18 protein-coding genes are annotated in these 20,700 nt (G+C 60.6%); 10 read left to right on the top strand and 8 right to left on the bottom strand.

The annotated features are described in order from the left end of the window. Nucleotide 1 precedes the first annotated feature (1 nt). Nucleotides 2–580, bottom strand: coding sequence for a ubiquinol-cytochrome c reductase iron-sulfur subunit (gene petA, locus G6L97_RS09115; RefSeq protein WP_003513514.1), 579 nt, complete (start codon nucleotides 578–580; stop codon nucleotides 2–4). Between the two features lie 310 nt (nucleotides 581–890). On the opposite strand from petA, the gene G6L97_RS09120 reads away from it, so the two are divergent. Beyond that, nucleotides 891–1,823 carry an endonuclease/exonuclease/phosphatase family protein gene (locus tag G6L97_RS09120; RefSeq protein WP_111783592.1) on the top strand — a complete coding sequence of 311 codons (933 nt, stop codon included), beginning with the start codon at nucleotides 891–893 and terminating at the stop codon, nucleotides 1,821–1,823. Nucleotides 1,824–1,836: 13 nt separating this feature from the next. Here G6L97_RS09120 and G6L97_RS09125 read toward each other — a convergent pair whose 3' ends face one another. The 3 genes from G6L97_RS09125 to G6L97_RS09135 all read right to left on the bottom strand — a co-directional run bounded on the left by G6L97_RS09125 (nucleotide 1,837) and on the right by G6L97_RS09135 (nucleotide 6,455). Then, a complete protein-coding gene (locus G6L97_RS09125) occupies nucleotides 1,837–3,813 on the bottom strand; it encodes an ABC transporter ATP-binding protein (protein ID WP_003513518.1) in 1,977 nt (658 codons plus the stop codon). A 252-nt stretch (nucleotides 3,814–4,065) separates the two neighbouring features. After that, entirely contained in the window at nucleotides 4,066–5,916 is a 1,851-nt protein-coding gene (locus G6L97_RS09130) for an ABC transporter ATP-binding protein (protein WP_065702305.1), read from the bottom strand. Between the two features lie 383 nt (nucleotides 5,917–6,299). Next, nucleotides 6,300–6,455, bottom strand: a complete 156-nt coding sequence (locus G6L97_RS09135) for a hypothetical protein (protein ID WP_162995199.1) — start codon at nucleotides 6,453–6,455, stop codon at nucleotides 6,300–6,302. Nucleotides 6,456–6,680: 225 nt separating this feature from the next. Between G6L97_RS09135 and G6L97_RS09140 the strand changes: the two genes are divergently transcribed. Next, a complete protein-coding gene (locus tag G6L97_RS09140; protein WP_003513525.1) occupies nucleotides 6,681–7,154 on the top strand; it encodes a tRNA (cytidine(34)-2'-O)-methyltransferase in 474 nt (157 codons plus the stop codon). Between the two features lie 172 nt (nucleotides 7,155–7,326). Next, nucleotides 7,327–8,979, top strand: coding sequence for a Na/Pi cotransporter family protein (locus G6L97_RS09145; protein WP_065662220.1), 1,653 nt, complete (start codon nucleotides 7,327–7,329; stop codon nucleotides 8,977–8,979). A gap of 3 nt (nucleotides 8,980–8,982) precedes the next feature. Here G6L97_RS09145 and G6L97_RS09150 read toward each other — a convergent pair whose 3' ends face one another. Continuing rightward, nucleotides 8,983–9,258 (bottom strand): hypothetical protein, encoded by a 276-nt coding sequence (locus G6L97_RS09150; protein ID WP_013636608.1) that lies wholly within the window; start codon nucleotides 9,256–9,258, stop codon nucleotides 8,983–8,985. 129 nt (nucleotides 9,259–9,387) lie between these two features. Here G6L97_RS09150 and hemF point away from each other — a divergent pair, with 129 nt between their 5' ends. From hemF to G6L97_RS09165, 3 genes are all read left to right on the top strand, one after another. Beyond that, a complete protein-coding gene (hemF, locus tag G6L97_RS09155; protein ID WP_111783593.1) occupies nucleotides 9,388–10,299 on the top strand; it encodes an oxygen-dependent coproporphyrinogen oxidase in 912 nt (303 codons plus the stop codon). A gap of 122 nt (nucleotides 10,300–10,421) precedes the next feature. Next, the gene (locus tag G6L97_RS09160) at nucleotides 10,422–10,688 is read left to right on the top strand and encodes a hypothetical protein (RefSeq protein WP_003513532.1); all 267 of its coding nucleotides are present in this window, start codon (nucleotides 10,422–10,424) and stop codon (nucleotides 10,686–10,688) included. A 119-nt stretch (nucleotides 10,689–10,807) separates the two neighbouring features. Further along, entirely contained in the window at nucleotides 10,808–10,993 is a 186-nt protein-coding gene (locus G6L97_RS09165; RefSeq protein ID WP_003513537.1) for a DUF1059 domain-containing protein, read from the top strand. Between the two features lie 26 nt (nucleotides 10,994–11,019). On the opposite strand, the gene G6L97_RS09170 is transcribed toward G6L97_RS09165, so the two are convergent. From G6L97_RS09170 to G6L97_RS09180, 3 genes are read right to left on the bottom strand one after another with little or no spacing between them, the layout of a single operon-like run. After that, nucleotides 11,020–12,276, bottom strand: coding sequence for a CCA tRNA nucleotidyltransferase (locus G6L97_RS09170; RefSeq protein ID WP_111783594.1), 1,257 nt, complete (start codon nucleotides 12,274–12,276; stop codon nucleotides 11,020–11,022). Further along, the gene (locus tag G6L97_RS09175) at nucleotides 12,273–12,911 is read right to left on the bottom strand and encodes an NUDIX hydrolase (protein ID WP_174002854.1); all 639 of its coding nucleotides are present in this window, start codon (nucleotides 12,909–12,911) and stop codon (nucleotides 12,273–12,275) included. The genes G6L97_RS09170 and G6L97_RS09175 overlap by 4 nt, the downstream gene beginning before the upstream one ends. Continuing rightward, a complete protein-coding gene (locus G6L97_RS09180; RefSeq protein WP_025594170.1) occupies nucleotides 12,908–13,537 on the bottom strand; it encodes a DUF1285 domain-containing protein in 630 nt (209 codons plus the stop codon). The genes G6L97_RS09175 and G6L97_RS09180 overlap by 4 nt, the downstream gene beginning before the upstream one ends. 175 nt (nucleotides 13,538–13,712) lie before the next feature. Here G6L97_RS09180 and G6L97_RS09185 point away from each other — a divergent pair, with 175 nt between their 5' ends. From G6L97_RS09185 to G6L97_RS09200, 4 genes are all read left to right on the top strand, one after another. Then, nucleotides 13,713–14,723 carry an AAA family ATPase gene (locus G6L97_RS09185; RefSeq protein WP_003513541.1) on the top strand — a complete coding sequence of 337 codons (1,011 nt, stop codon included), beginning with the start codon at nucleotides 13,713–13,715 and terminating at the stop codon, nucleotides 14,721–14,723. 112 nt (nucleotides 14,724–14,835) lie between these two features. Continuing rightward, nucleotides 14,836–15,750, top strand: a complete 915-nt coding sequence (locus G6L97_RS09190; RefSeq protein WP_003513542.1) for a DUF58 domain-containing protein — start codon at nucleotides 14,836–14,838, stop codon at nucleotides 15,748–15,750. Continuing rightward, nucleotides 15,747–18,557 carry a DUF4159 domain-containing protein gene (locus G6L97_RS09195; protein ID WP_111783596.1) on the top strand — a complete coding sequence of 937 codons (2,811 nt, stop codon included), beginning with the start codon at nucleotides 15,747–15,749 and terminating at the stop codon, nucleotides 18,555–18,557. Before G6L97_RS09190 ends, G6L97_RS09195 begins: the two co-directional genes overlap by 4 nt. 1 nt (nucleotide 18,558) lies before the next feature. Continuing rightward, nucleotides 18,559–20,646 carry a hypothetical protein gene (locus G6L97_RS09200; RefSeq protein WP_111783597.1) on the top strand — a complete coding sequence of 696 codons (2,088 nt, stop codon included), beginning with the start codon at nucleotides 18,559–18,561 and terminating at the stop codon, nucleotides 20,644–20,646. Nucleotides 20,647–20,700: the final 54 nt, after the last annotated feature.

A 20,700-nucleotide genomic window follows, 5' to 3' on the forward strand; every position in this document is an offset into this window, starting at 1 on the left:
CTTATCCGATCTTGATCACGGTATCGGATGTGAATGCAAATGTCGGGATGGCGAGGTTCTGCGGCGCCGGACCCTTACGTATGCGGCCCGCCGTATCGTAATGCGAGCCATGGCAGGGACAGAACCAACCGCCGAAATCGCCGGCCTGGCCGAGCGGAACGCAACCGAGATGGGTGCAGGAACCGATCATGACGATCCAGTTCTCCTTGCCCTGACCGGCGGAACGGTCAATGTCCGTCGCCTGCGCGTCGGGGGCAATGTTGGCGTTGCGCGCCACCGGATCCTTGAGATCGGCAAGAGCGACCGCATTGGCTTCGCCGATTTCCTTTTCCGTGCGGTTACGGATGAAAATCGGCTTGCCGCGCCACTTCACGGTCAGCGACATGCCCGGCTCGACCGCCGCGACATTCACCTCGATGGAGGCAAGCGCCAGCGTCGATGCGTCTGGACGCATCTGGTCGATAAAGGGCCATGCCACTGCGGCGGCACCAACGGCGCCCGTCATTCCGGTTACTAGATAAAGAAAATCGCGACGGGTCGGTTCACCCGAGGCGTCGTGATTGGTTACGTGCTCGCTCACCGCTACACCATCCTCTGCGCTGTTTTTGCCGTAAATCGCATGAGTCCTCCCGCTATGATTTGATCCAAGACAATCTCCGTCCCACCGTCTCGGTCATCCTCGCGGCGTTTGAAAAACCGCGTCATTCTGTTTGATCGCAAAATATTGACTGACTTGGCAAGAGCAAAGCACACAAAGCTGCCGTAATTCTGCCAGAAGGGGCGGATTTGTTTCTCATTTTTTCCTGAGCCCCGGCAAGCGGGCAACATTGTGCCCACCCTTGCGGCATGTTACGAGACATCAAGGGAGAGCTTGGAAAGCAGGGATTCGGATGACGGCGAAGCTCTCGTGCATGGTCTCCACGGTCGTGGCTGCCGGCCTTTTTATCGCCAGCCTGCGTTATGTGACGGATTTCTGGCTTTTAGCCTTCGTCACCAGTTTCCAGCTTCACATCGCCTTCGTCTGTATCCTGCTGTCATGCCTGGTATTTTGGCTGACGCGTGACGCGATTTCCGCTTTCCTCATCATCTGGTCGCTTGCGCTCGCCATCCACGCCGTCGCCATGCTCATGGAATTCTCGACAAGCGCCAATGCGGCACCTGGCGCCAGACCCTTCCGGCTATTGTCCTTCAACGTATTGATGGATAACGCCGCCAATGCGGATGCGATTGCCGACAGGATTCTCGAATCAGACGCGGATGCGGTCTATCTGTTTGAGGCGGCTGCGCTGGAATCGGTTCTGCCGCGTCTGCAGCAAACCTACCCCCACAGGCTTGGCTGCTATGCGGGAACACCGACCTGTGATCTTTTGATCCTATCGAAGCGGCCGCTGCTGGAGGGCCGTTTCCATAGCCTCAGCGATCTGCGCCGCGACCGTTTCGCCATCGCCAGCATCGATTTCGACGGCACGAAGCTGACGCTCGCTGCAGGTCACATCACCAAACCCTATTTCGACGACTATCACCGGGACGAGCTGGACGAAGTCAGCGAAATTCTCTTTCGTGTCACCGGGCCGCTCATTCTGGCCGGAGATTTCAATTCGGCCAGCATCGCTCCCGACATGCGCGACTTCCTCGCCGCCAACGACCTGAAGAAAGCGCCATGGGAACCCGCCACATGGCCGACGAAGGCAGGTCGCTTCGGCATCGCGATTGACCATATCTTCGCCCGCGAACCGGCCACGCTCTTGAAAACCACCCGTCTGCCCGACAGCCTCGGTTCCAATCATTTCGGCCTGATGGCGGATTTCATGATCGGGAAATAGCTGCCGAAAGACCCTATTGGGCCGCCTCGTCCACAGCAAGGAAGCCGCCCGACTGTCGCGCCCAGAGTTCCGAATAAAGTCTGCCCTGCGAGACGAGATCTGAATGGCTGCCCTGCTCGACGATACGGCCCTGATCCATGACGATCAGCCGGTCGAGAGCAGCAATCGTTGAAAGACGGTGGGCGATGGCCAGCACTGTCTTGCCCTGCATCAACTCATCCAGATTGCTCTGGATCGCCGCTTCTACTTCCGAATCAAGCGCAGACGTCGCCTCGTCGAGGACGAGGATCGGCGCATCCTTAAGCATCACGCGGGCAATGGCGATGCGCTGGCGCTGGCCTCCGGACAATTTCACGCCGCGTTCGCCAACATGCGCGTCGAAACCCGTGCGGCCGCGCTGGTCTTCCAGCCGTGCAATGAACTCATCCGCCTTGGCCCGGCGCGTCGCCTCCAGCAATTGCGCTTCGGTGGCATCCGTGCGCCCGAACATGATGTTGTCTCTGATAGAACGGTGCAGCAGCGATGTATCCTGCGTGACCATGCCGATATGGGCGCGCAGTGATTCCTGGGTGACCTTGGCGATATCCTGCCCATCAATGAGGATACGGCCTTTCTCGACATCGTAAAACCGCAACAGCAGATTGACGAGCGTGGATTTGCCCGCGCCGGAGCGTCCGACGATGCCGACCTTCTCCCCCGCCTTGATATCGAGATTAAGATTGTCGATGACCCCGTTCGCCCGCCCATAATGGAAGCTGACATTTTCGAAACGGATACTTGGACTTTTCACGTCCAGCACTGTCGCATCCGGCGCGTCCACAAGGCCGATCGGCTGCGAAATCAGCTCCGCCGCATTCTGCACCGTGCCGAAATTGCGCATGATGCCGTTGAACTGCGTCATCAATCGCCCGAGCAGGAAGTTGAGGCGCAGAACCAGTGCCAGCGTGAAGGCGACAGCGCCGGAACTGATCTTGCCGGACAGCCAAAGGTCGATACACAGCGCCGCCATCGACGTGATCATCACACCAGACAGCAGCGCCATGGAGGCGCGCACACCGGTGATGAACCGCGTGAACGTCATCGTAGCGTTCTGGAAGATATCGAAGCCCTGCCGCATGTAGCGGTCATTGGCATCGTCGCGCCCGAACAGCCTGAGCGTCTGGATATTGCTGTATGCATCCACCATCCGGCCGGAAAGCATGGAGGCTGCCTCCGCCGTTTCTTTCGAATGGGAGCGGATGCGCGGCACGAAATAACGCGCCAGCAGCGAGAAGATCAGCACCCAGACGAGGACGACGACGGCAAGCCGCCAGTCCAGTCCGCCGATCAGCAGCAGCATCGAGACGGAGTAGATGCCGACGAACCAGACGCTTTCCATCAGCGAGGTGACAAGATCGCCTGCCGCCTGCCCGCCCGACCAGACCTTGGTGACGATGCGGCCGGAAAAATCATTCTGGAAAAAGGTCAGCGATTGCCGCGCCACATGCATATAGGATTGCCAGCGCACCAGATTGTAAAAGCCGGGCGTGATGATCTGTTGGTCCACCAGCGCGGTCACCATGGTGACGATAAAACGCACGATGCCGATCAACACCAGCATGCCGACGAGTTCGCCGCCATGGGCTGCCAGCAGTCCAGCCCAGCCCTCTTCCGGCTTGACGGTCGAGAGAATGTCGACCAGCCGCCCTACGAACCAGAAAAGCGCAGCCTCAATGGCAGCCGTCAACCCGCCCAGCACCAGCATGGCAAGAAACGGCGCCTTGGCCTGCGAGATATAGAACCAGATGAAACCGGACGTCTTTTCCGGCGGCCGCAAATCGTCCTTGCGGGCGAAGGGCTTTATCCAGTTCTCGAAAAACTCGAAGATGCGGGTAATGACCATGATCCGGATATAGGCGGATTCCCGGAGCGGGAACAGCCGCAGAGCGTTCGGGAAGAGATTATATTTCGGTAACGTTCGGGAAATGAAAAAGGGCGAAGAATGTTCCACCGGGCTCTGGATAGACCCACCTGGATTTTGCGCACTCGCAGCATCCTCACTCCGTCACCAAGGACTAGATCCGGGGTAAAGCGCGATTCAAGTTTTTGATCGCGGAGACTCCTTTCACGGCGCAGACGCGCCGTGACTGGAAACCGGCTCAAGGCCGGCATGACGGAGGAGAGGTTTAACTCGCCTACATAGATAAACGTGAACCGCAAACGAAAGGGCGGGAAACCATGCTTCCCGCCCTTCGAGCTCTCCTTACTCGGCAGCCGCTTCCGCCTCGTGGTCGGCGATGAAGCCGCCGGACTGGCGCCGCCATAGATCGGCATAGATACCTCCCATCGCCGCCAGTTCCGCATGGCTGCCCGATTCCACGATCTGGCCCTTGTCGAGGATGATGAGCCGGTCCATTTCGGTCAGCGTCGACAGACGGTGGGCGATCGCGATAACCGTCTTGCCTTCCATCAGCGAGAACAGGTTTTCCTGAATCGCCGCCTCGACTTCCGAGTCGAGCGCCGAGGTCGCTTCATCAAGCACCAGGATCGGCGCGTTCTTGAGGAACACGCGAGCAATGGCGATACGCTGACGCTGGCCACCGGACAGCTTTACACCGCGTTCGCCCACCTGGGCATCAAGGCCCTGGCGGCCATGCATATCGACAAGCGTTTCCACAAAGTCCCAGGCATTCGCCCGCTTTGCCGCCGCGATCACCTGCTCGTCGGTGGCCTCGGGATGGCCATAGGCGATGTTGTCGCGGATCGAACGGTGCAGCAGCGAAGTATCCTGCGTCACCACACCAATCAACTCGCGCAGGCTGTCCTGCGACACCTTGGAGATGTCCTGCCCGTCGATGGTGATCTTGCCCGCTTCCAGATCGTAGAAACGCAGAAGCAGGTTCATCAGCGTTGTCTTGCCCGCACCGGAACGCCCGACCAAACCGACCTTCTCGCCCGACTTGATATCCAGCGTCAGCCCGTCGATCACGCCCTTGTTCTTGCCGTAGTGGAAGCGGACGTTATCATAACGGATCGCGCCCTGCGGTGCCGCAAGCTGCGGCGCCTTCGGAGCATCGACGATATCGTGCGGCTTCGTCATCATCGACATGCCGTCATAGACGGTGCCGATGTTTTCGAACAGCGAGGTGACTTCCCACATGATCCATTGCGACATGCCGTTGACGCGCATGGCAAGGCTTATGGCAATGGCAACCGAGCCGGCCGTGACCGAACCCTGCATCCAGAAATAAAGACCGAGCGAGGCCGTGGAAAACAGCACGACCGCATTGTTGAGGTCGATCAGGATGTTGAAGCCGGAAATCTTGCGCATCTGGCGGTGAACGGTTCCGAGAAACACGTTCATCCCCTCACGCGCATATCTTTCCTCGCGGCCCGCATGCGAAAACAGCTTGATCGTCGAGATGTTTGTATAGCTGTCGACAATACGCCCCGTCATCATCGAGCGCGCATCTGCCTGCTCCTGCGCGAGCCGGCCGAGTTTCGGCACAAAATAGGTGAGGATACCCATATAGATGCCGAGCCACACCAGCAGCGGAATGACCAGCCGCCAGTCTGCGGCCGCAACCATGAACAGCATCGAGACGACGAAGCTGATAGCGTAGACGAACACGTCGATCACCTTCAGCGCCACTTCGCGGATCGCCAGTGCCGTCTGCATCACCTTGGTCGAAACCCGGCCTGCAAATTCGTTGGCGAAAAAGTTCATGGAGTGGCGCAGCAGGAAACGATGCATCTTCCAGCGCGCGATCATGCCGAAATTGCCGGCAAGCGTCTGGTGCATCGTCATGGTGTGGATAGCGCCCATCAGTGGCAGCAGGAAGAGCACCAGCCCAGCCATGACCATCAGATGCCAGCCCTCATCGGCAAAAAACGTCTCGCGATTGGCCGTGGAAAGCCAGTCAACGATGCTGCCGAGGAATTTGTAGAGCATGGCTTCCGCAACGGCGATGCCCATGGACATCAGGCCGAGCAGCAGGAGCCACGGCCATGCGGGCTGCACATAATGCCACACGAACGGCAAAAGCTTCTTCGGCGGCACAGACGGCGCCGAAGAGGGAAAAGGGTCAAGGCGTTTTTCAAACCAGCCAAACATAGGCCAAGCTCCGGCAAGCAATCGCCCCATCGTGAAACGTGAGCAAACGCAAATATGGCTCACGACGGAACAGAAAAGTATTGGATATGGCCGCAACAGCCACATGACGAGTCAAACTATGGGAAACGCGGTCGAACCGCGGGGGTAACACCTAGGCCAGCAGCAGCACTACTGGGGCCGGGAGGCGAATACGAATGTCATTTTGCATCAGAACCTCCCTAGCTGGTGTTGAAGATGTCGCCTTGTAGCGCAAAAATTAATCGTTGACCAGCCGCAAAGATGCCGAACGCGTCAGAAAAGCTCTCGATTGCGACCGATTCTGCCGAACGGGCGGAGAAGACCCGGCAAAGGTCTCCGCCCGTTGTAAGGCCTGGATACGCAGCTTACTCGGCGGCGTCCTGCGCCTGCCCGAGCGCCTTGATCTGCGCCAGAGTATCGGCAAGCGTGGCCGAGGTGTCGGAATAAAGATCATCGTCCTGCACCTGCAGATTGCCGACATGCAGGTCGGTCAAATGGACGAAATTCGCCCGTTCGGACATGATATCTTCCTGTTTTTGCTGCGCGGAACCCGGATCGAAACAACGCCGATCCGACGCAACCGGATATGCCGGATCGGCCTGACGGCACGATGGTTAATGGGTAGCCCGACTGTGTGTCACGCGAATGAATACGGCACTCTTCGAAACGGTCCTCTCGGGCTGCATCTGTCACAAACCCGCCGCCCGTGATAAGCGCTCCGGCATTCCAAACGCGGTGAGAAGACCATGAGCGATATCAGACCCGAAATCAGGATTGCCCTCTACCAGCCGGATATTCCCGGCAATACCGGCACGATCCTGCGGCTGGCGGCCTGTCTCGGCCTCGGCGTCGATATCATCGAGCCGGCCGGTTTCGATATTTCCGACCGCAACCTGAAAAGGGCAGGCATGGATTATATCGCAGCGGCGGCGCTGACGCGCCACGTCAGCTGGGACCGGTTTGAGGAGTGGCGCGCAACCACCGGCCGCCGCCTCGTTCTCGCCTCCACCAAGGCCGCCCTGCCCTATACGAAAATCGCCTATCGCCACGACGATATCCTGCTTTTCGGCCGTGAAAGTGCTGGTGTGCCGGACCACGTGCATGAGAAGGCGCAGGAGCGAATCATCATCCCGATGGTCGAGGGGCAGCGCTCCATCAACGTCGCAATGTCCGCCGCGATGATCACCGGCGAGGCTTTGCGCCAGACTGCATGGTCTTAAGCGCCTTTTTTAGCGCCATTTTTTCGTGCAAATACAAAAATTGACCGTTTTTGCTTCAAAACTGTCGCAACCCGGCCTGTACCGAAGGCGTTCAGGCTCCTATACTTATTAGCCGGACAACAAAAATCGCCCTCGCCGCAGCCATCCGCCGGCGGGTGTGAGGAGACGTCGCATGCAATCCACCATTGTCATCGTCAACCTTCTCGGCGCAGTCGCGCTGCTGCTCTTTGGTCTTGCCCAGGTCAAGGATGGGGTTACCCGTGCCTTCGGCATGAAACTGCGAAGTGTATTGGCGACGGGCACCCAGAGCGGCCCGCGTTCCTTCTTTTCCGGCTTTTTCGCCACTGTCGCGCTGCAAAGCTCGACGGCAACCGCGCTTACCGTCGCCTCCTTCGCAGAACGCGATCTCATCAAGCCGCGCATGGCGCAGGTCGTGCTGCTCGGCGCCAATGTCGGCACCGCCGTCACCGCCTGGATTGTCGCGGCCGGTGTGGAGTGGCTGTCGCCGCTGCTGATCCTCTCCGGTATCGTTCTCAAAAAGGGTAGCTCAAACGCCCGACAAGGTGGCGGAACCGCGGTCATCGGCATCGGCCTGATGCTTCTGTCATTGCATCTGTTGAGCGGCGCGACCGAACCGATGCGTGCCTCGCCAGCCCTTGGCGTCTTCATCGGTCTGCTTGATGGCGCATGGCCCGTCGCGCTGATCTTCTCCGCCGTGCTGGCCTTCGTCTCCTCCTCCAGCCTCGCTGTCGTGGTGCTTATCCTGTCGCTTGCTGCTACTGGCACGCTGTCCGCCGGTCTCATCATCGTTCTCATTCTCGGCGCCAATCTCGGCGGCGCCATTCCGCCGGTCATCGCCACGCTCTCCGGCCCGGCCTCGGCGCGGCGCATCACTATCGGCAACCTTGTGGTGCGCACCATCGGCTGCCTCATCGCCATGCCACTCGCATCCTATGGCGCAACGCTTTTGCAGCAATTGCCGCTTTCGCCCGCCAAATTGCCTGTTGATGCGCATCTCATCTTCAATGTCATTCTGGCAGCGGTTGCCTGGCCGTTCTCAGCCCTCATATCCGACCTGATGGCAAAGCTGGTGCCGGGCGATCCGAAAGCCGAAGATGGCCCGAATTTCCTCGATCAGCAGGCGCTGGATACGCCTGTTGTGGCGCTCGCCAATGCCACGCGTGAGGTCTTGAGCGTCGGCGATGCTATCGAGCGCATGCTGATCCGCGCCGAAAACGCCTTCAAGCATAATGATCTGGCACCCCTTCAGGAAGTGTCCCTGCTCGAAAAGAAGGTCGATCGCCGTCAGCAGGAGGTGAAGGTCTATCTTTCCCAACTGGGGCGCAAAGGGCTTGCAGACGACGAAGCGCGCCGTTCGATCGCCATCATCGATTACGCGATCAATCTCGAACATATCGGCGACATCATCGAAAAAGGCATTTGCGAGCAGATCCGCAAGAAGGTGCTGAACAGCTTCAAATTTTCCGACGACGGTTATGAGGAGCTGAAGACGCTGTTCGACATGACAATCGAAAATCTGCGGGCCGCCCAGAGCATTCTGGTGACCGGCGATTTCGATCTCGCCCGCCGGCTGATGGAAAGCAAGGTGGATATACGCCGCCTCGAAAAACAGTCGTCCAACCGCCATCTGGAGCGGCTGCGCGATGGGCTGACGGAAAGCATGCAGACGAGTTCACTGCATCTCGACATGCTGCGCGACCTGAAGCGCATAAACGCCCATATCGTGTCTGTGGCGCATCCCATTCTGGATGAAAGCGGTGTTTTGATCGAAAGCCGCCTGCGTTACGCCGAACCGCGTGCTTAAAGCTTAGTCTGCCGAAGGAAGCCGCCGCATGGTGAATTCGATGCGGTCGCCTTCCAGCTGCCGCCAGCTTTCCACTTCGGTCCAATAGGCGGCCTTCGGAAAACTGTCGAACCACTCGCGCGCCTTGGCACGGGCTTCTTCACGGTCGAGACAAAAGGTCTGCCGCACGAACATGCCGTTGCGCATCGGATCGCCACCGTCACTTTCACGCGCCTTGCGGTGATTGGCGATCCTGCGCTTCAGCCCGTCCAGGGGCGGCGGTCCGGCAAATTTCGTCATGATATTCACCTCTGGCACCTACATCGCTAAAGATAGTGTCCGCATGTGAACTTGGCGAGTCGAATTTGTGCGCAAGGCCAGCACCTGCTAGATGCGACAGGGAATCGACTTCACCAAAGGAGAACATGCATGGAACGGCCATCTTTGCCGAAGGGCTTGCCCGAGGACATAGAAGACAAGAAGGCCGCCGCCGAGGCCTGGTTCCAGCATCTGCGCGACACCATCGTTACCTCCTTCGAAACCCTTGAAGACGAGCTGAGCGGCCCGCTCGCCGATCAGGAACCGGGACGCTTCGTGCAAAAGGACTGGCTGCGCGACAATGGCGCGGGCGGCGGCGGTAAGATGTCGATGATGGAGGGCCGCGTCTTCGAAAAGGTCGGCGTCCACACCTCCACCGTCTATGGTGAGTTCTCGCCGGAATTCCGCCAGCAGATACCGGGCGCGGAAGAAGACCCGAGCTTCTGGGCCTCGGGCATTTCGCTGATCGCCCATCCGGTCAATCCCAATGTGCCGGCTGTTCATATGAATACCCGCATGGTCGTCACCACCAGCCACTGGTTCGGCGGCGGCGCGGACCTGACGCCCGTGCTTGGACGCCGGCGGACGGAACAGGATCCAGACACCCAGCTTTTCCACCGCGGCTTCGAGATCACCTGTAACCGCCATCCCGTGGCCGACTATCCGCGCTACAAGTCGTGGTGCGACGAGTACTTCTTCCTCAAGCACCGCAACGAGCCGCGCGGCACCGGCGGTATCTTTTTCGACTGGCTGCACCCGGAAGAGGAAAAGGGCGGCTGGGACGCCAATTTCGCCTTCGTGCAGGATGTTGGCCGCGCCTTCAACCTGGTCTACCCAAAAATCGTGCGGTCCAATTTCAACCAGCCCTGGACGGAAGAGGACCGCGACGAGCAGCTTATTCGCCGTGGCCGCTATGTGGAATTCAACCTGCTTTACGACCGCGGCACGATCTTCGGCCTCAAGACCGGCGGCAATGTCGAATCGATTCTGTCTTCCCTGCCGCCCGTGGTCCGCTGGCCCTGAAATACTCACGTAAATTTGACGCCCGTCAGGAATTTGGGCGCAAATCGCGCAAATTAGGACTTATGGAAAAATAAAGGCAATGATAATCTCCTGCGTGCAGACGTACTGGAGGAGCTATCGTCATGATTACTTCGAACAGCATGCCTATATCTGCTTCCGCTGAGGGAGCCTCGCATTCCATCGATACCCCTGATTTGATCGACCGCATGGCAGCGGAAATGCGTGCCACCGGCGATCGCGAACTGCCGCATTCCTTTTATGTCGAACAGGTAAAACGCACGCTTGCCGGAAAAGCGGTGACGCGGGCCGACAATGACGAAATGCCTCGTACAAAAATCCCGGCAGCCGGCACATCCTCTGTTTTCCAGTGCTGGGCGATGCCCGAATAGGGCCTGAACAGGGTCAGCGGACGCCGCTCTGGAACATTAGCGGCGACCGTTCGTTTCTTGTCAGAGGGACAGCAGGCATTTGCAGGCTGTCCCTCTGTCTAAAACAGGGAGGCAAGACCATGAGACTGTTTGAATGTGGAACGCTCGTGCCCGGCTGTGCCTGGCACACCCGCGCGGATGACGACGCGGAAGTCGTGCGCCGCACCGTGGAACATATGCGATCGGCCCACGGCGAAACCATCATCCGCGAAAACATGATCGAAAACATCAAATCCCGCATCCGCGACGAGGCAAATGCGGCCTGAGCTGCAACGCCTCCGGCACTGCGATCTCAATTCTCCAGCATATCCTTCAGCCGGGCGGTCAGCGCTGCCCGGTCTAGCGAGAAATTGACGTCGATCCACTTTTCTTCGAGGCTTTTCAGCACCTCGCCTACCTTCGGACCGGACTCCACGCCCGCGGCCATCACATCAGCGCCGCTCAGCGGAAAGCCGGGCTTGTGGAACTTGTTCGCTCTCGTCAGCAGCGTCGAAAGTCGCGCGACTTTCTGCATCGCCGCCTCACCGCCCGAAAGGTCGGCGCGGGCCGAGGCAAGCGCCAGCTTCAGCCGCGTCTTCACACCGTCAACGCCCTGCCGGTAAAGCAGCCGGTCGAGCGCCGTCTCCTTCATCTCCGGATCGATCACCGGCGCGGAAGCCCAGTGGGCAAGATATGCAGCTTCAGCCTTCGACAGCCGCAGCCGCGCAGCAAGCGCCGTTAGCCTCTCCCTGTCGGGCGGCACTATGGCAGCAAGCCGCAGCATCGGGTCAACTGTCCAGCCAAGCGCCTGTTCGGTTGCCACCAGCCCGTGAATGGCGTCGATACCCCATTTTTCCGTTTCGGGAAGAATTTCCGCCAACACGCCGGATTGCCGCATCCACAGCAAGGCGCGGGAGGGATCGCGCGCGGAAAGCAGCTTTTTCAGCTCGCCCCACACCCGCTCGGCCGAGAGCGTCCCCAGCTTGTCCTTGGCTCGCGCACTGGCGCGCAAGCCATCGGCATCGGGACGACCGGAACCATAATGGGCGAAAAAGCGGAAGAACCGAAGAATCCGCAGATAATCTTCCGAAATCCGCATCGCGGCATCGCCGATGAAGCGCACCGTGCCGGTTTCAATGTCGGGAAGGCCATCGATGAGGTCGATGATCTTGCCCTTCTCGTCAGCGTAAAGTGCGTTGATGGTGAGATCGCGCCGTTCGGCATCGATCTGCCAGTCTGTGCCAAAAGCGACCTGCGCATGGCGGCCGTTGGTCTCGACATCGCGGCGCAGCGTCGTCACCTCGAAACCCTCGCCGTCGATCACCAGCGTCACCGTGCCGTGTTCAATGCCGGTCGGTACCGCCTTGATGCCCGCCGCCTTGGCGCGCTCAACCACCACATCGGGGGTAAGCGTCGTCGCCATATCGACATCGACGACCGGTTGTTCCATCAGCGCATTGCGCACGGCGCCGCCGACGATCCGCACCTCGCCGCCATCGGCGTTCAACAGCGCGAAGATGCGCTTCAGCGCCGGCTTTTCAAACCAGTCCCGCCCGGCAAGGCTGCTCATGAATAAAACCTCTCGTAAATCGTCCGCACGATGCCCGCCGTAATGCCCCAAATGTAGCGCTCGCCATAGGGCATTTCGTAGAAAAACCGCTCCTTCCCCTGAAAGATGCGGCTGCCGCGCCCGTGATTGGCTGGGTCCATCAGGAAAGACAGCGGCACCTCGAAAACCTCATCCACTTCCGTGGGATTGAGCGTCAGGTCAAAGCCGGGACGAACGACCGACAGCACCGGCTTGATGCGAAAACCGGTACCGGAAATATAATCCGGCAGACGCCCGACTGTTTCCACGAAAGATCGCGAGAGGCCGATCTCCTCTTCCGTCTCGCGCAGGGCCGCCTCTTCCGGTGTGCGGTCCCCGGCATCGATGCCACCGCCCGGAAAGGAAATCTGGCCGGAATGTTTGCGCAGGGTTGCGGTACGCTGGGTGAAGATCACCCGCGCTTCGTTGCCGTCGTCGATGACAGGCACCAGCACGGCGGCGTCCTTCAGCCTTATGCCGTTTCCCGAAAGCACCACGCCCGGATTGAGCAGATGATCGCCATTCTCGCGTTCCGCCACGCCCTTGCCTTCCTCCAGCACCCGGCGGCGGAAATCGGCGGCGGTAAAAGTTTCAAGGCGGGTTGTCGTTATTGTCATTGCGAAAGCCGTTCCAGTTCTTTGGCGGGCATCACGGGAAAGACAACCCCGCCCGAGCGCACGGCAAACATCTCGACACCGTCCACATCGATCACCTCGCCGAGTGCCACGAGATCATACATCACCGCCCGCGAGACGAGCGCCTCCAGCCTGCCGCGCACCAGAATATAGGGTTTCAATTCGCGGTTTTCTCCGAAAATCGTAAAGCGTAGCGGATGCTCCGGCCCGGCCTCCACCACATCGCCGACATTGGTGCGGAAGGTCAGCAGCGGTCCGCCATCCTTCTCGCCCGCCGTCACCTTCATCTCGACGGCCACGAAAGGTGCATCCACCACGCGGATGCCGACTTTTTCCACAGGAGTTACAAGATAGGTCTTGCCGTCGTCATCCTTGCGCAGGACCGTGGAAAACAGCCGCACAAGCGGCGCCCGGCCAATGGGCGTACCCATATAGAACCAGGTGCCGTCTGCGCGGATTTCCATGTCGAGATCGCCGCAAAAGGGGGGATTCCAGCGCTCCACCGGGGCAGGTCCACGTTTGGCGTCGCCGGTCTGCTCGGCGGCGCGGGAAATCATCGCCGCCAGCCCTGCTGCATCGCTTGCCGAATTTATCGTCTCCGCTGCCATATTCGAGTCTCGCTTTGCCGATAAGGAAATACTAAGTCACGACATAGTCATTCGAATGGCGCTTGTCAGCGGCCAAGAGAGCAATAAGCTAGTTGCAGCGCGAAATCCGCCCCGGCCAATGGCGATCAAGATCGGGGCAGGAATGGGTCGGCGGCAAAGGTATGAGGAGAGCGACATGGGCGTGATGAATACCGGCGAAACCCTCGACGAAAAAGCCATCGTCGCCTCGGCCGAAAAGGCGCTTTCGGATATTGCCGCGATCCGCGCGGAGGTATCCAAGGTCATCTTCGGCCAGGAAAAAGTGGTTCAGAACACGCTTCTCGCAATACTCTCGGGCGGCCACGCGTTGCTCGTCGGCGTTCCCGGGCTTGCCAAGACCAAGCTCGTCACCACGCTCGGAACGGTTCTCGGGCTCGATGCCAACCGCATCCAGTTCACACCGGACCTCATGCCATCGGATATTCTCGGCTCCGAAGTCATGGATCAGGATGAAAACGGGCGGCGCTCCTTCCGCTTCATAAAAGGTCCGGTGTTTGCGCAATTGCTGATGGCGGATGAAATCAACCGCGCAAGCCCGCGCACGCAGTCCGCACTGCTGCAGGCCATGCAGGAATATCACATCACCATGGCCGGCCAGCGTTACGACCTGCCGAAACCGTTCCACGTTCTCGCAACCCAGAACCCGCTGGAACAGGAAGGCACCTATCCACTGCCTGAAGCGCAGCTCGACCGCTTCCTGCTGCAGGTGGATGTCGGCTATCCCGAGCTTGCCGCCGAACGCCAGATATTGCTCGACACGACAGGCACCGCATCGGGCGAGGCACGCAAGGTAATCGACGCCGAACGCATGATGGAAATCCAGGCGCTCATCCGCCAGATGCCGGTCAGCGACAAGGTTGTGGACGCGATCCTTTCGCTTGTCCGCTCTGCCCGCCCCGGCCACGGCAACAAATTGACCGACAAACACGTTGTCTGGGGTCCGGGTCCCCGCGCCGGCCAGTCCCTGATGCTGACGGCACGCGCCCGTGCGCTTTACGAAGGCAGGCTCGCGCCGTCGCTGGACGATGTCTATGCGTTGGCCGAACCGGTGCTGGAGCACCGCATGGCGCTGACATTCGCCGCCCGCGCCGAAGGCATGTCGGTGCGCGATGTCATCGCAGCCCTTGTGGAGCAGGCGAAGAACTAAGGCATCGGACCGAAAAGTGTGACGCTGTTTTCGGAAAATCCGATCCTCGACAAAAAACTCGGAGCGGCCCGCCGCTCTGACATCTGCCTAAGCTTTCTCGAAAGGAGTGCCTGTGGCATCCATCGGCCAGATCGTAGATAAGACACCGGGTAGCGAAGTCCTGGCGCGCGCGCGCCAGCGTGCCGCACTGGTGCCGGACTGCATGGTCGAAGCCAAGCGCATCGCCAACACCGTCACCGCCGGCTGGCACGGCCGGCGCAAGCGCGGCATCGGCGAGAATTTCTGGCAGTTCCGCCCCTATGCCGAAGGTGAGAGTCTGTCGCGCATCGACTGGCGACGCTCGGCCCGCGACGACCACACCTATGTGCGCGATAGGGAATGGGAAGCTGCCCACACCATCTGGCTGTGGGCCGACATGTCGCCGTCGATGATGTTCAAATCCACACTCGGCTCCGTCTCCAAGGAAAGCCGCGCATTGGTGCTGATGCTGGCGCTGGCGGAAATCCTTGCGCGCTCGGGCGAGCGCATAGGTTGTCCCGGTATCATGGAGCCCATCTCGGCCAGAAACGCCGCCGAACGTCTGGCTGCCGCCATCATGCACGCGCCGCTCACCACAGGCATGCCGGAAACGGGCATGATCCGCGGTGCAAGCGACATCGTCCTCATAGGCGATTTTCTCGACGATGCGAAAAACGTTATGGAGCGGATTTCGCCACTCGCGCGGCGCGGCTTGCGCGGCCATGTGGTGGAAATCGCCGATCCGGCCGAAGAAACCTTCCCCTATTCGGGCCGCACCGAATTTACCGACCCGGAAACCGGTGAAAAACTCGTCTCCGGCCGCGCGGAAACCATTCGCGAGGATTATACCCGCGCCTATCTCGCCCGCCGCGAAGCGCTGTCTTCGTCGCTGCGCCGTCTAGGCTGGAATTTCGTGTTTCACCGCACCGATCATCTTGCCTCCGAGGCGCTTGTGGCTGTTCACATGTATTTGTCCGGTGCGCCCGCGCAAGGCGGTGGCAACCGATGAGCGCATTGCCCTTCGTCTTCACCAGCCCCTATATTCTCTTCGGCCTTCTGGCGCTTCCAGCCATCTGGTGGCTGTTGCGGCTCACCCCGCCGCGCCCCAAGGCAGAGGTTTTTCCGCCGCTGAAAATTCTGGCCACCGTGCTGAAGCGCGAGGAAACGCCCTCGAAAAGCCCGTGGTGGCTGACATTGCTGCGCATGGCGCTCGCCGCCGCCGTGATTTTCGCGCTGGCCGATCCGGTGGTGAACCCACGCAACAACAGCATTGCCGGCACTGGTCCCCTGGTGCTTGTGGTCGATAATAGCTGGGCCTCCGCAACTGATTGGCAGAGACGCGTCGACACCGCTCAGGCCCTGATCGGCGATGCGGAAAGGGCTGATCGCCCCGTTTCCATCAGCTTCACCGCAGATGCCGAACACGACGCCGTGCCAGCCACAACGGCGGTGGCGCTGGACAAGCTCGCCGCCGCCAAGCCGAAGCCGCTTGCGCCCGACCGCGTGCGCACGGCGGAAGCCATTACCGAGGCGCTGAACGGCACCTCCCCCGGCACGCTCGCCTATATTGCCGACGGCGTTGCCACCGCGCAGGATGAAAGCGCACTCAAAACGCTGGCCAGCCTCTCAGCTGCCGAGTTCCGCATCGTCACGGGTGATGGGAAATCCATCGCCGCCATTACCGGCGCCGCCAACAATGCCGATGCGATGAGCGTCACGCTATCGCGGCTCGACACGGCCTCCCCCAGCCGGTTGACCGTCAATGCGCAGGACAGCCAGGGCCGCATCCTTGCCACTGGCACCGCCAGTTTCGCCCCCGGCGAAGCGGAAACGACGGCAACGGTGGAAGCGCCTTTCGAATTGCGCAACGACTTCGCCCGCCTCTCCATCGAGGCAGTTTCGACGGCGGGCGCGGTGCATCTTCTGGATGACGGTTTCCGCCGCCGCCGCGTGGCGCTGCTGGCCGGTGAAACCGGCAATGATTTCCAGCCGCTGCTGCAGCCGCTTTATTACATCAGCCGCGCCCTTCAGCCTTTTGTCGATCTCATCCCGCAACGACAGGCAGATCTTGCGCAGGCGATCCCGGAAATCCTGCAATCCAATCCTTCCGTCATCGTCATGGCCGATATCGGACGTCTGCCGCAGGAGACCTATGAGCCGATGCAGCGCTGGCTTGCCGCCGGCGGCACGCTGATCCGTTTTGCCGGACCGCGCCTTGCCGCAGCCCCCACCAATGATCCGCTGGTGCCGGTGACGTTGCGGCAGGGTGAACGCGCACTTGGCGGCGCGCTCTCATGGGCCGAGCCACAGCCGCTTGCCGATTTTCCGAATTTCGGCGCCTTTGCCGGAATGCCGAAGGCCGATGGCGTGCTCGTAAAACGGCAGGTTCTGGCCGAACCGACACCGGACCTCGCCGAGCGCACCTGGGCGAGCCTTGCCGACGGCACGCCACTCGTCACCACCCGCAATGTCGAAGCGGGCCGCATCGTGCTGTTCCATGTCAGCGCCGAGGCAAGCTGGTCCGACCTGCCGATATCAGGCCACTTCGTCGATATGTTGCGCCGTATCGTGCAATTGTCCAAGGCAGGCGGTGCTTCCACCTCCGCGAATGCCCCGGCCGCAGCATTACCGCCCTTCCGGCTACTGACGGCCGAAGGTGCTTTGTCAGCCGATGTCGGCTCCGCCCGGCCGTTGGAAATGCGCCCCGGTCAAGCTCCCCGCACCGGTTTCGACAATCCCCCCGGCCTTTATGGCACAGAGGATGGTTTCGTGGCTCTCAATCTTCTACCGGCTGGCGCCACGCTTCGCCCGCTCGATACCTCGCTCGCCGGTGTCAACACCACCAGCGAAGCACTGATCGGCGAAACGGCGAAATCGCTGCGCCCGGCCTTGTTCATCGCCGCCTTCCTGATGTTGATTGCCGACAGTCTCATCGTGCTCTTTATGAACGGCGCCTTCGCACGCTTGCCGAAAGCCCGCAGCGCCACAGCTGCCACCGTGCTGCTGGCCATTGGCGCCTTCGCCGCGATGTCCCCGAGCGATGCGCGCGCCGACGACCCCAAACCCGGTGACGAGCAGATTTTCGAGCGGCTGGACACGACGCATCTCGCTTATGTCCGCACCGGCGAGGACGATGTCGACCGCATTTCCGAACAGGGTTTGCAGGGATTGAGCGAATTCCTGACCTGGCGCACGACGCTGGAGCCCGGCCAGCCGGTCGGCCTCGATATATCCAAGGACGAATTATCCTTTTACCCGATCATCTACTGGCCGGTGTCGGCCTCCGCCCCCATGCCGTCGAGCGCTGCCATATCGCGCATCGATGCCTATATGCGCGCCGGTGGCACCGTTCTGTTCGACACGCGCGATCAGTTTTCGTCGCTCGACACTGGCGCGACCAGCCCCAATGGCGAACGTTTGCAGGCGATCCTCGCCAATATCGATATTCCGCCGCTGGAGCCCGTGCCGGAAGACCACGTCCTGACGCGGTCTTTCTACCTGCTCACCAATTTCCCCGGCCGTTACAACGGCTCGCCGCTCTGGGTGGAATCGCGCCAGGGGGCGGCGAAGACGACATCCGGCCTCTCTTCCTCCGGCGATGGCGTAACGCCGATCATGATAACAGGCAATGATTTTGCCGGCGCATGGGCCGTCGATGCGCAGGGCGCGCCGGTGCTGCCCACTGTGCCGCCGGACGAGTTGCAGCGCGAACATGCGTTTCGCTCTGGCGTCAACATCATGATGTATATGCTGACCGGCAACTACAAGGCCGATCAGGTACACGTTCCCGCACTTCTCGAACGGTTGGGGCAGTGACATGACATTGACATTCGCCCCCTTCCTGCCGTGGATCGTGATTGCCGTTCTGGCCGTCTCCGCCCTTCTTCTCTCCTTCATCGGCCTGTGGCGCGGCGTGCGCGGCGCATGGCTGCGCGGGCTGGCGCTTGTCGCCCTGCTTGCCGCCATCGCCAATCCGCTTTTGACCCAGGAGGAACGCGAGCCTCTCTCCACAATCGTCCCCGTTATCGTCGATCGATCGCAGAGCCAGGACGTGCAGGACCGACCGCAGATGACGGATACGGCGCTTGCCGCGCTGAAAGACCGGCTGTCGCGCTTCCCGCGCATCGAACCGCGCATCGTGGAAGTGCGTGATGATGGTGAGAGCGATTCACCTTCGACGCAGCTTTTCTCGGCCCTCTCCTCCGCCGTCTCCGATGTTTCGCCCTCCCGCGTCGGCGGTGCGATTTTCCTCAGCGATGGCCAGATCCACGATATTCCGAATGCTCTGCCCAATGCCGAACAGGCGCTTGGTTTCCGCGCTCCCCTCCACGGGCTGATCACCGGCAAGGCCGATGAATTCGACCGCCGTATCGAGATCGTCCGCGCGCCGCGCTTTGGCATCGTCAACGAGGAACAGCAACTGACGCTGCGCGTCTTCGATGATGGCCGTGCAGCCGCGGGCGGTGGTTCGGCGGAAGTAACCGTGAAGATGAACGGCGAAGAAATCGCCACCTTGCAGGCCACACCCGGCCAGCCGACACCCTTCACTTTTAAGGTTCCGCGCGGCGGCAACAATGTCATGGAGTTCTCAGTCGCCGAGCTTCCCGGCGAAGTGACGGCCGCGAACAACCGTGCGGTTCACCTGATAGAAGGTATCCGGCAGAACCTGCGCGTGCTGCTGGTCTCCGGCGAGCCGCATGCGGGCGAGCGCGCCTGGCGCAACCTCCTGAAATCCGACGCCTCGGTTGATCTGGTGCATTTCACCATTCTGCGCCCGCCGGAAAAACAGGACGGTACGCCGATCAACGAGCTGTCGCTGATCGCATTCCCCACACGCGAATTGTTCGTGGAAAAGATCGAGGATTTCGACCTCATCATCTTCGACCGCTACCAGCATCGCGGCGTGCTGCCGATCCTCTATTACGACTACATCGCGCAATATGTCGAAAAGGGCGGCGCGCTCTTGATCGCCGCAGGCCCGGAACATGCCGGTCAAGATTCGATCGCCATGACGCCGCTTGCATCCGTGCTGCCGGCCCAGCCGACAGGCCAGGTGCATCAGTCCGCCTTTTATCCCCGCCTCTCGGAAGCGGGCAAGAAACACCCCGTTACCCGTGGGCTGGAAGGGTCGGGCGATGAGCCGCCGCATTGGGGCCGCTGGTTCCGCACCGTCAGCGTCGAGCCGCCGCAGGGCCAGACCGTGATGCTGGGTGACGGGCAGGACCCGCTGCTGGTGCTGAACCGCCAGGGTGAAGGCCGTGTCGCCATGCTGCTTTCCGATCAGGGCTGGCTTTGGGCGCGTGGCTACGAAGGCGGCGGCCCGCATGTGGCACTTTACCGGCGCATCGCCCACTGGCTGATGAAGGAACCGGAGCTTGAGGAAGAGGCGCTGACGGCGCGCGCCAACGGCCGCACATTGCAAATTACCCGCCAGACCATCGGCGACGACCCCGGTCAGGCAAGCGTGCATTTCCCCTCTGGCAAAACCGAAAACATGGCCTTCAACAATACCGAGCCCGGTCTTTACAAGATCGAGCGTCGCATGGACGAGACCGGCCTGTTCGAAATCAAGAACGGCGATTTCACTACGCTCGTCCATGTCGGCGCGGTGGATGCGCCGGAATTCAAGGCAATGATTTCGACAACCGAAACGCTGAAGCCGCTTGCCGACGCCACCAAGGGCAGCGTGCACCGTGTCGCCGACAATTCGGGCCGCGTGGCACTGCCCGATATCCTGCCTGTCAGGGGCGATATCAGGGTTGCCGATGAGGATCGCATGCTGATACGCATGACCGACGAGACGGTGCTGAAAGGTGTCAACACCCTACCGCTGTTTGCCGGTTTTGCCGGGCTTGCCGCCCTGCTCCTTGCTTTCTCCGCGCTCTGGTGGCGTGAGGGCCGGTAGGAACTTTCCGGTGGAAGCTCAGGCGCTTTCACGTCTCGCAGTGGAAACGAGAAA

It is taken from the genome of Agrobacterium tumefaciens (assembly GCF_013318015.2).
Classification (GTDB): domain Bacteria; phylum Pseudomonadota; class Alphaproteobacteria; order Rhizobiales; family Rhizobiaceae; genus Agrobacterium; species Agrobacterium tumefaciens.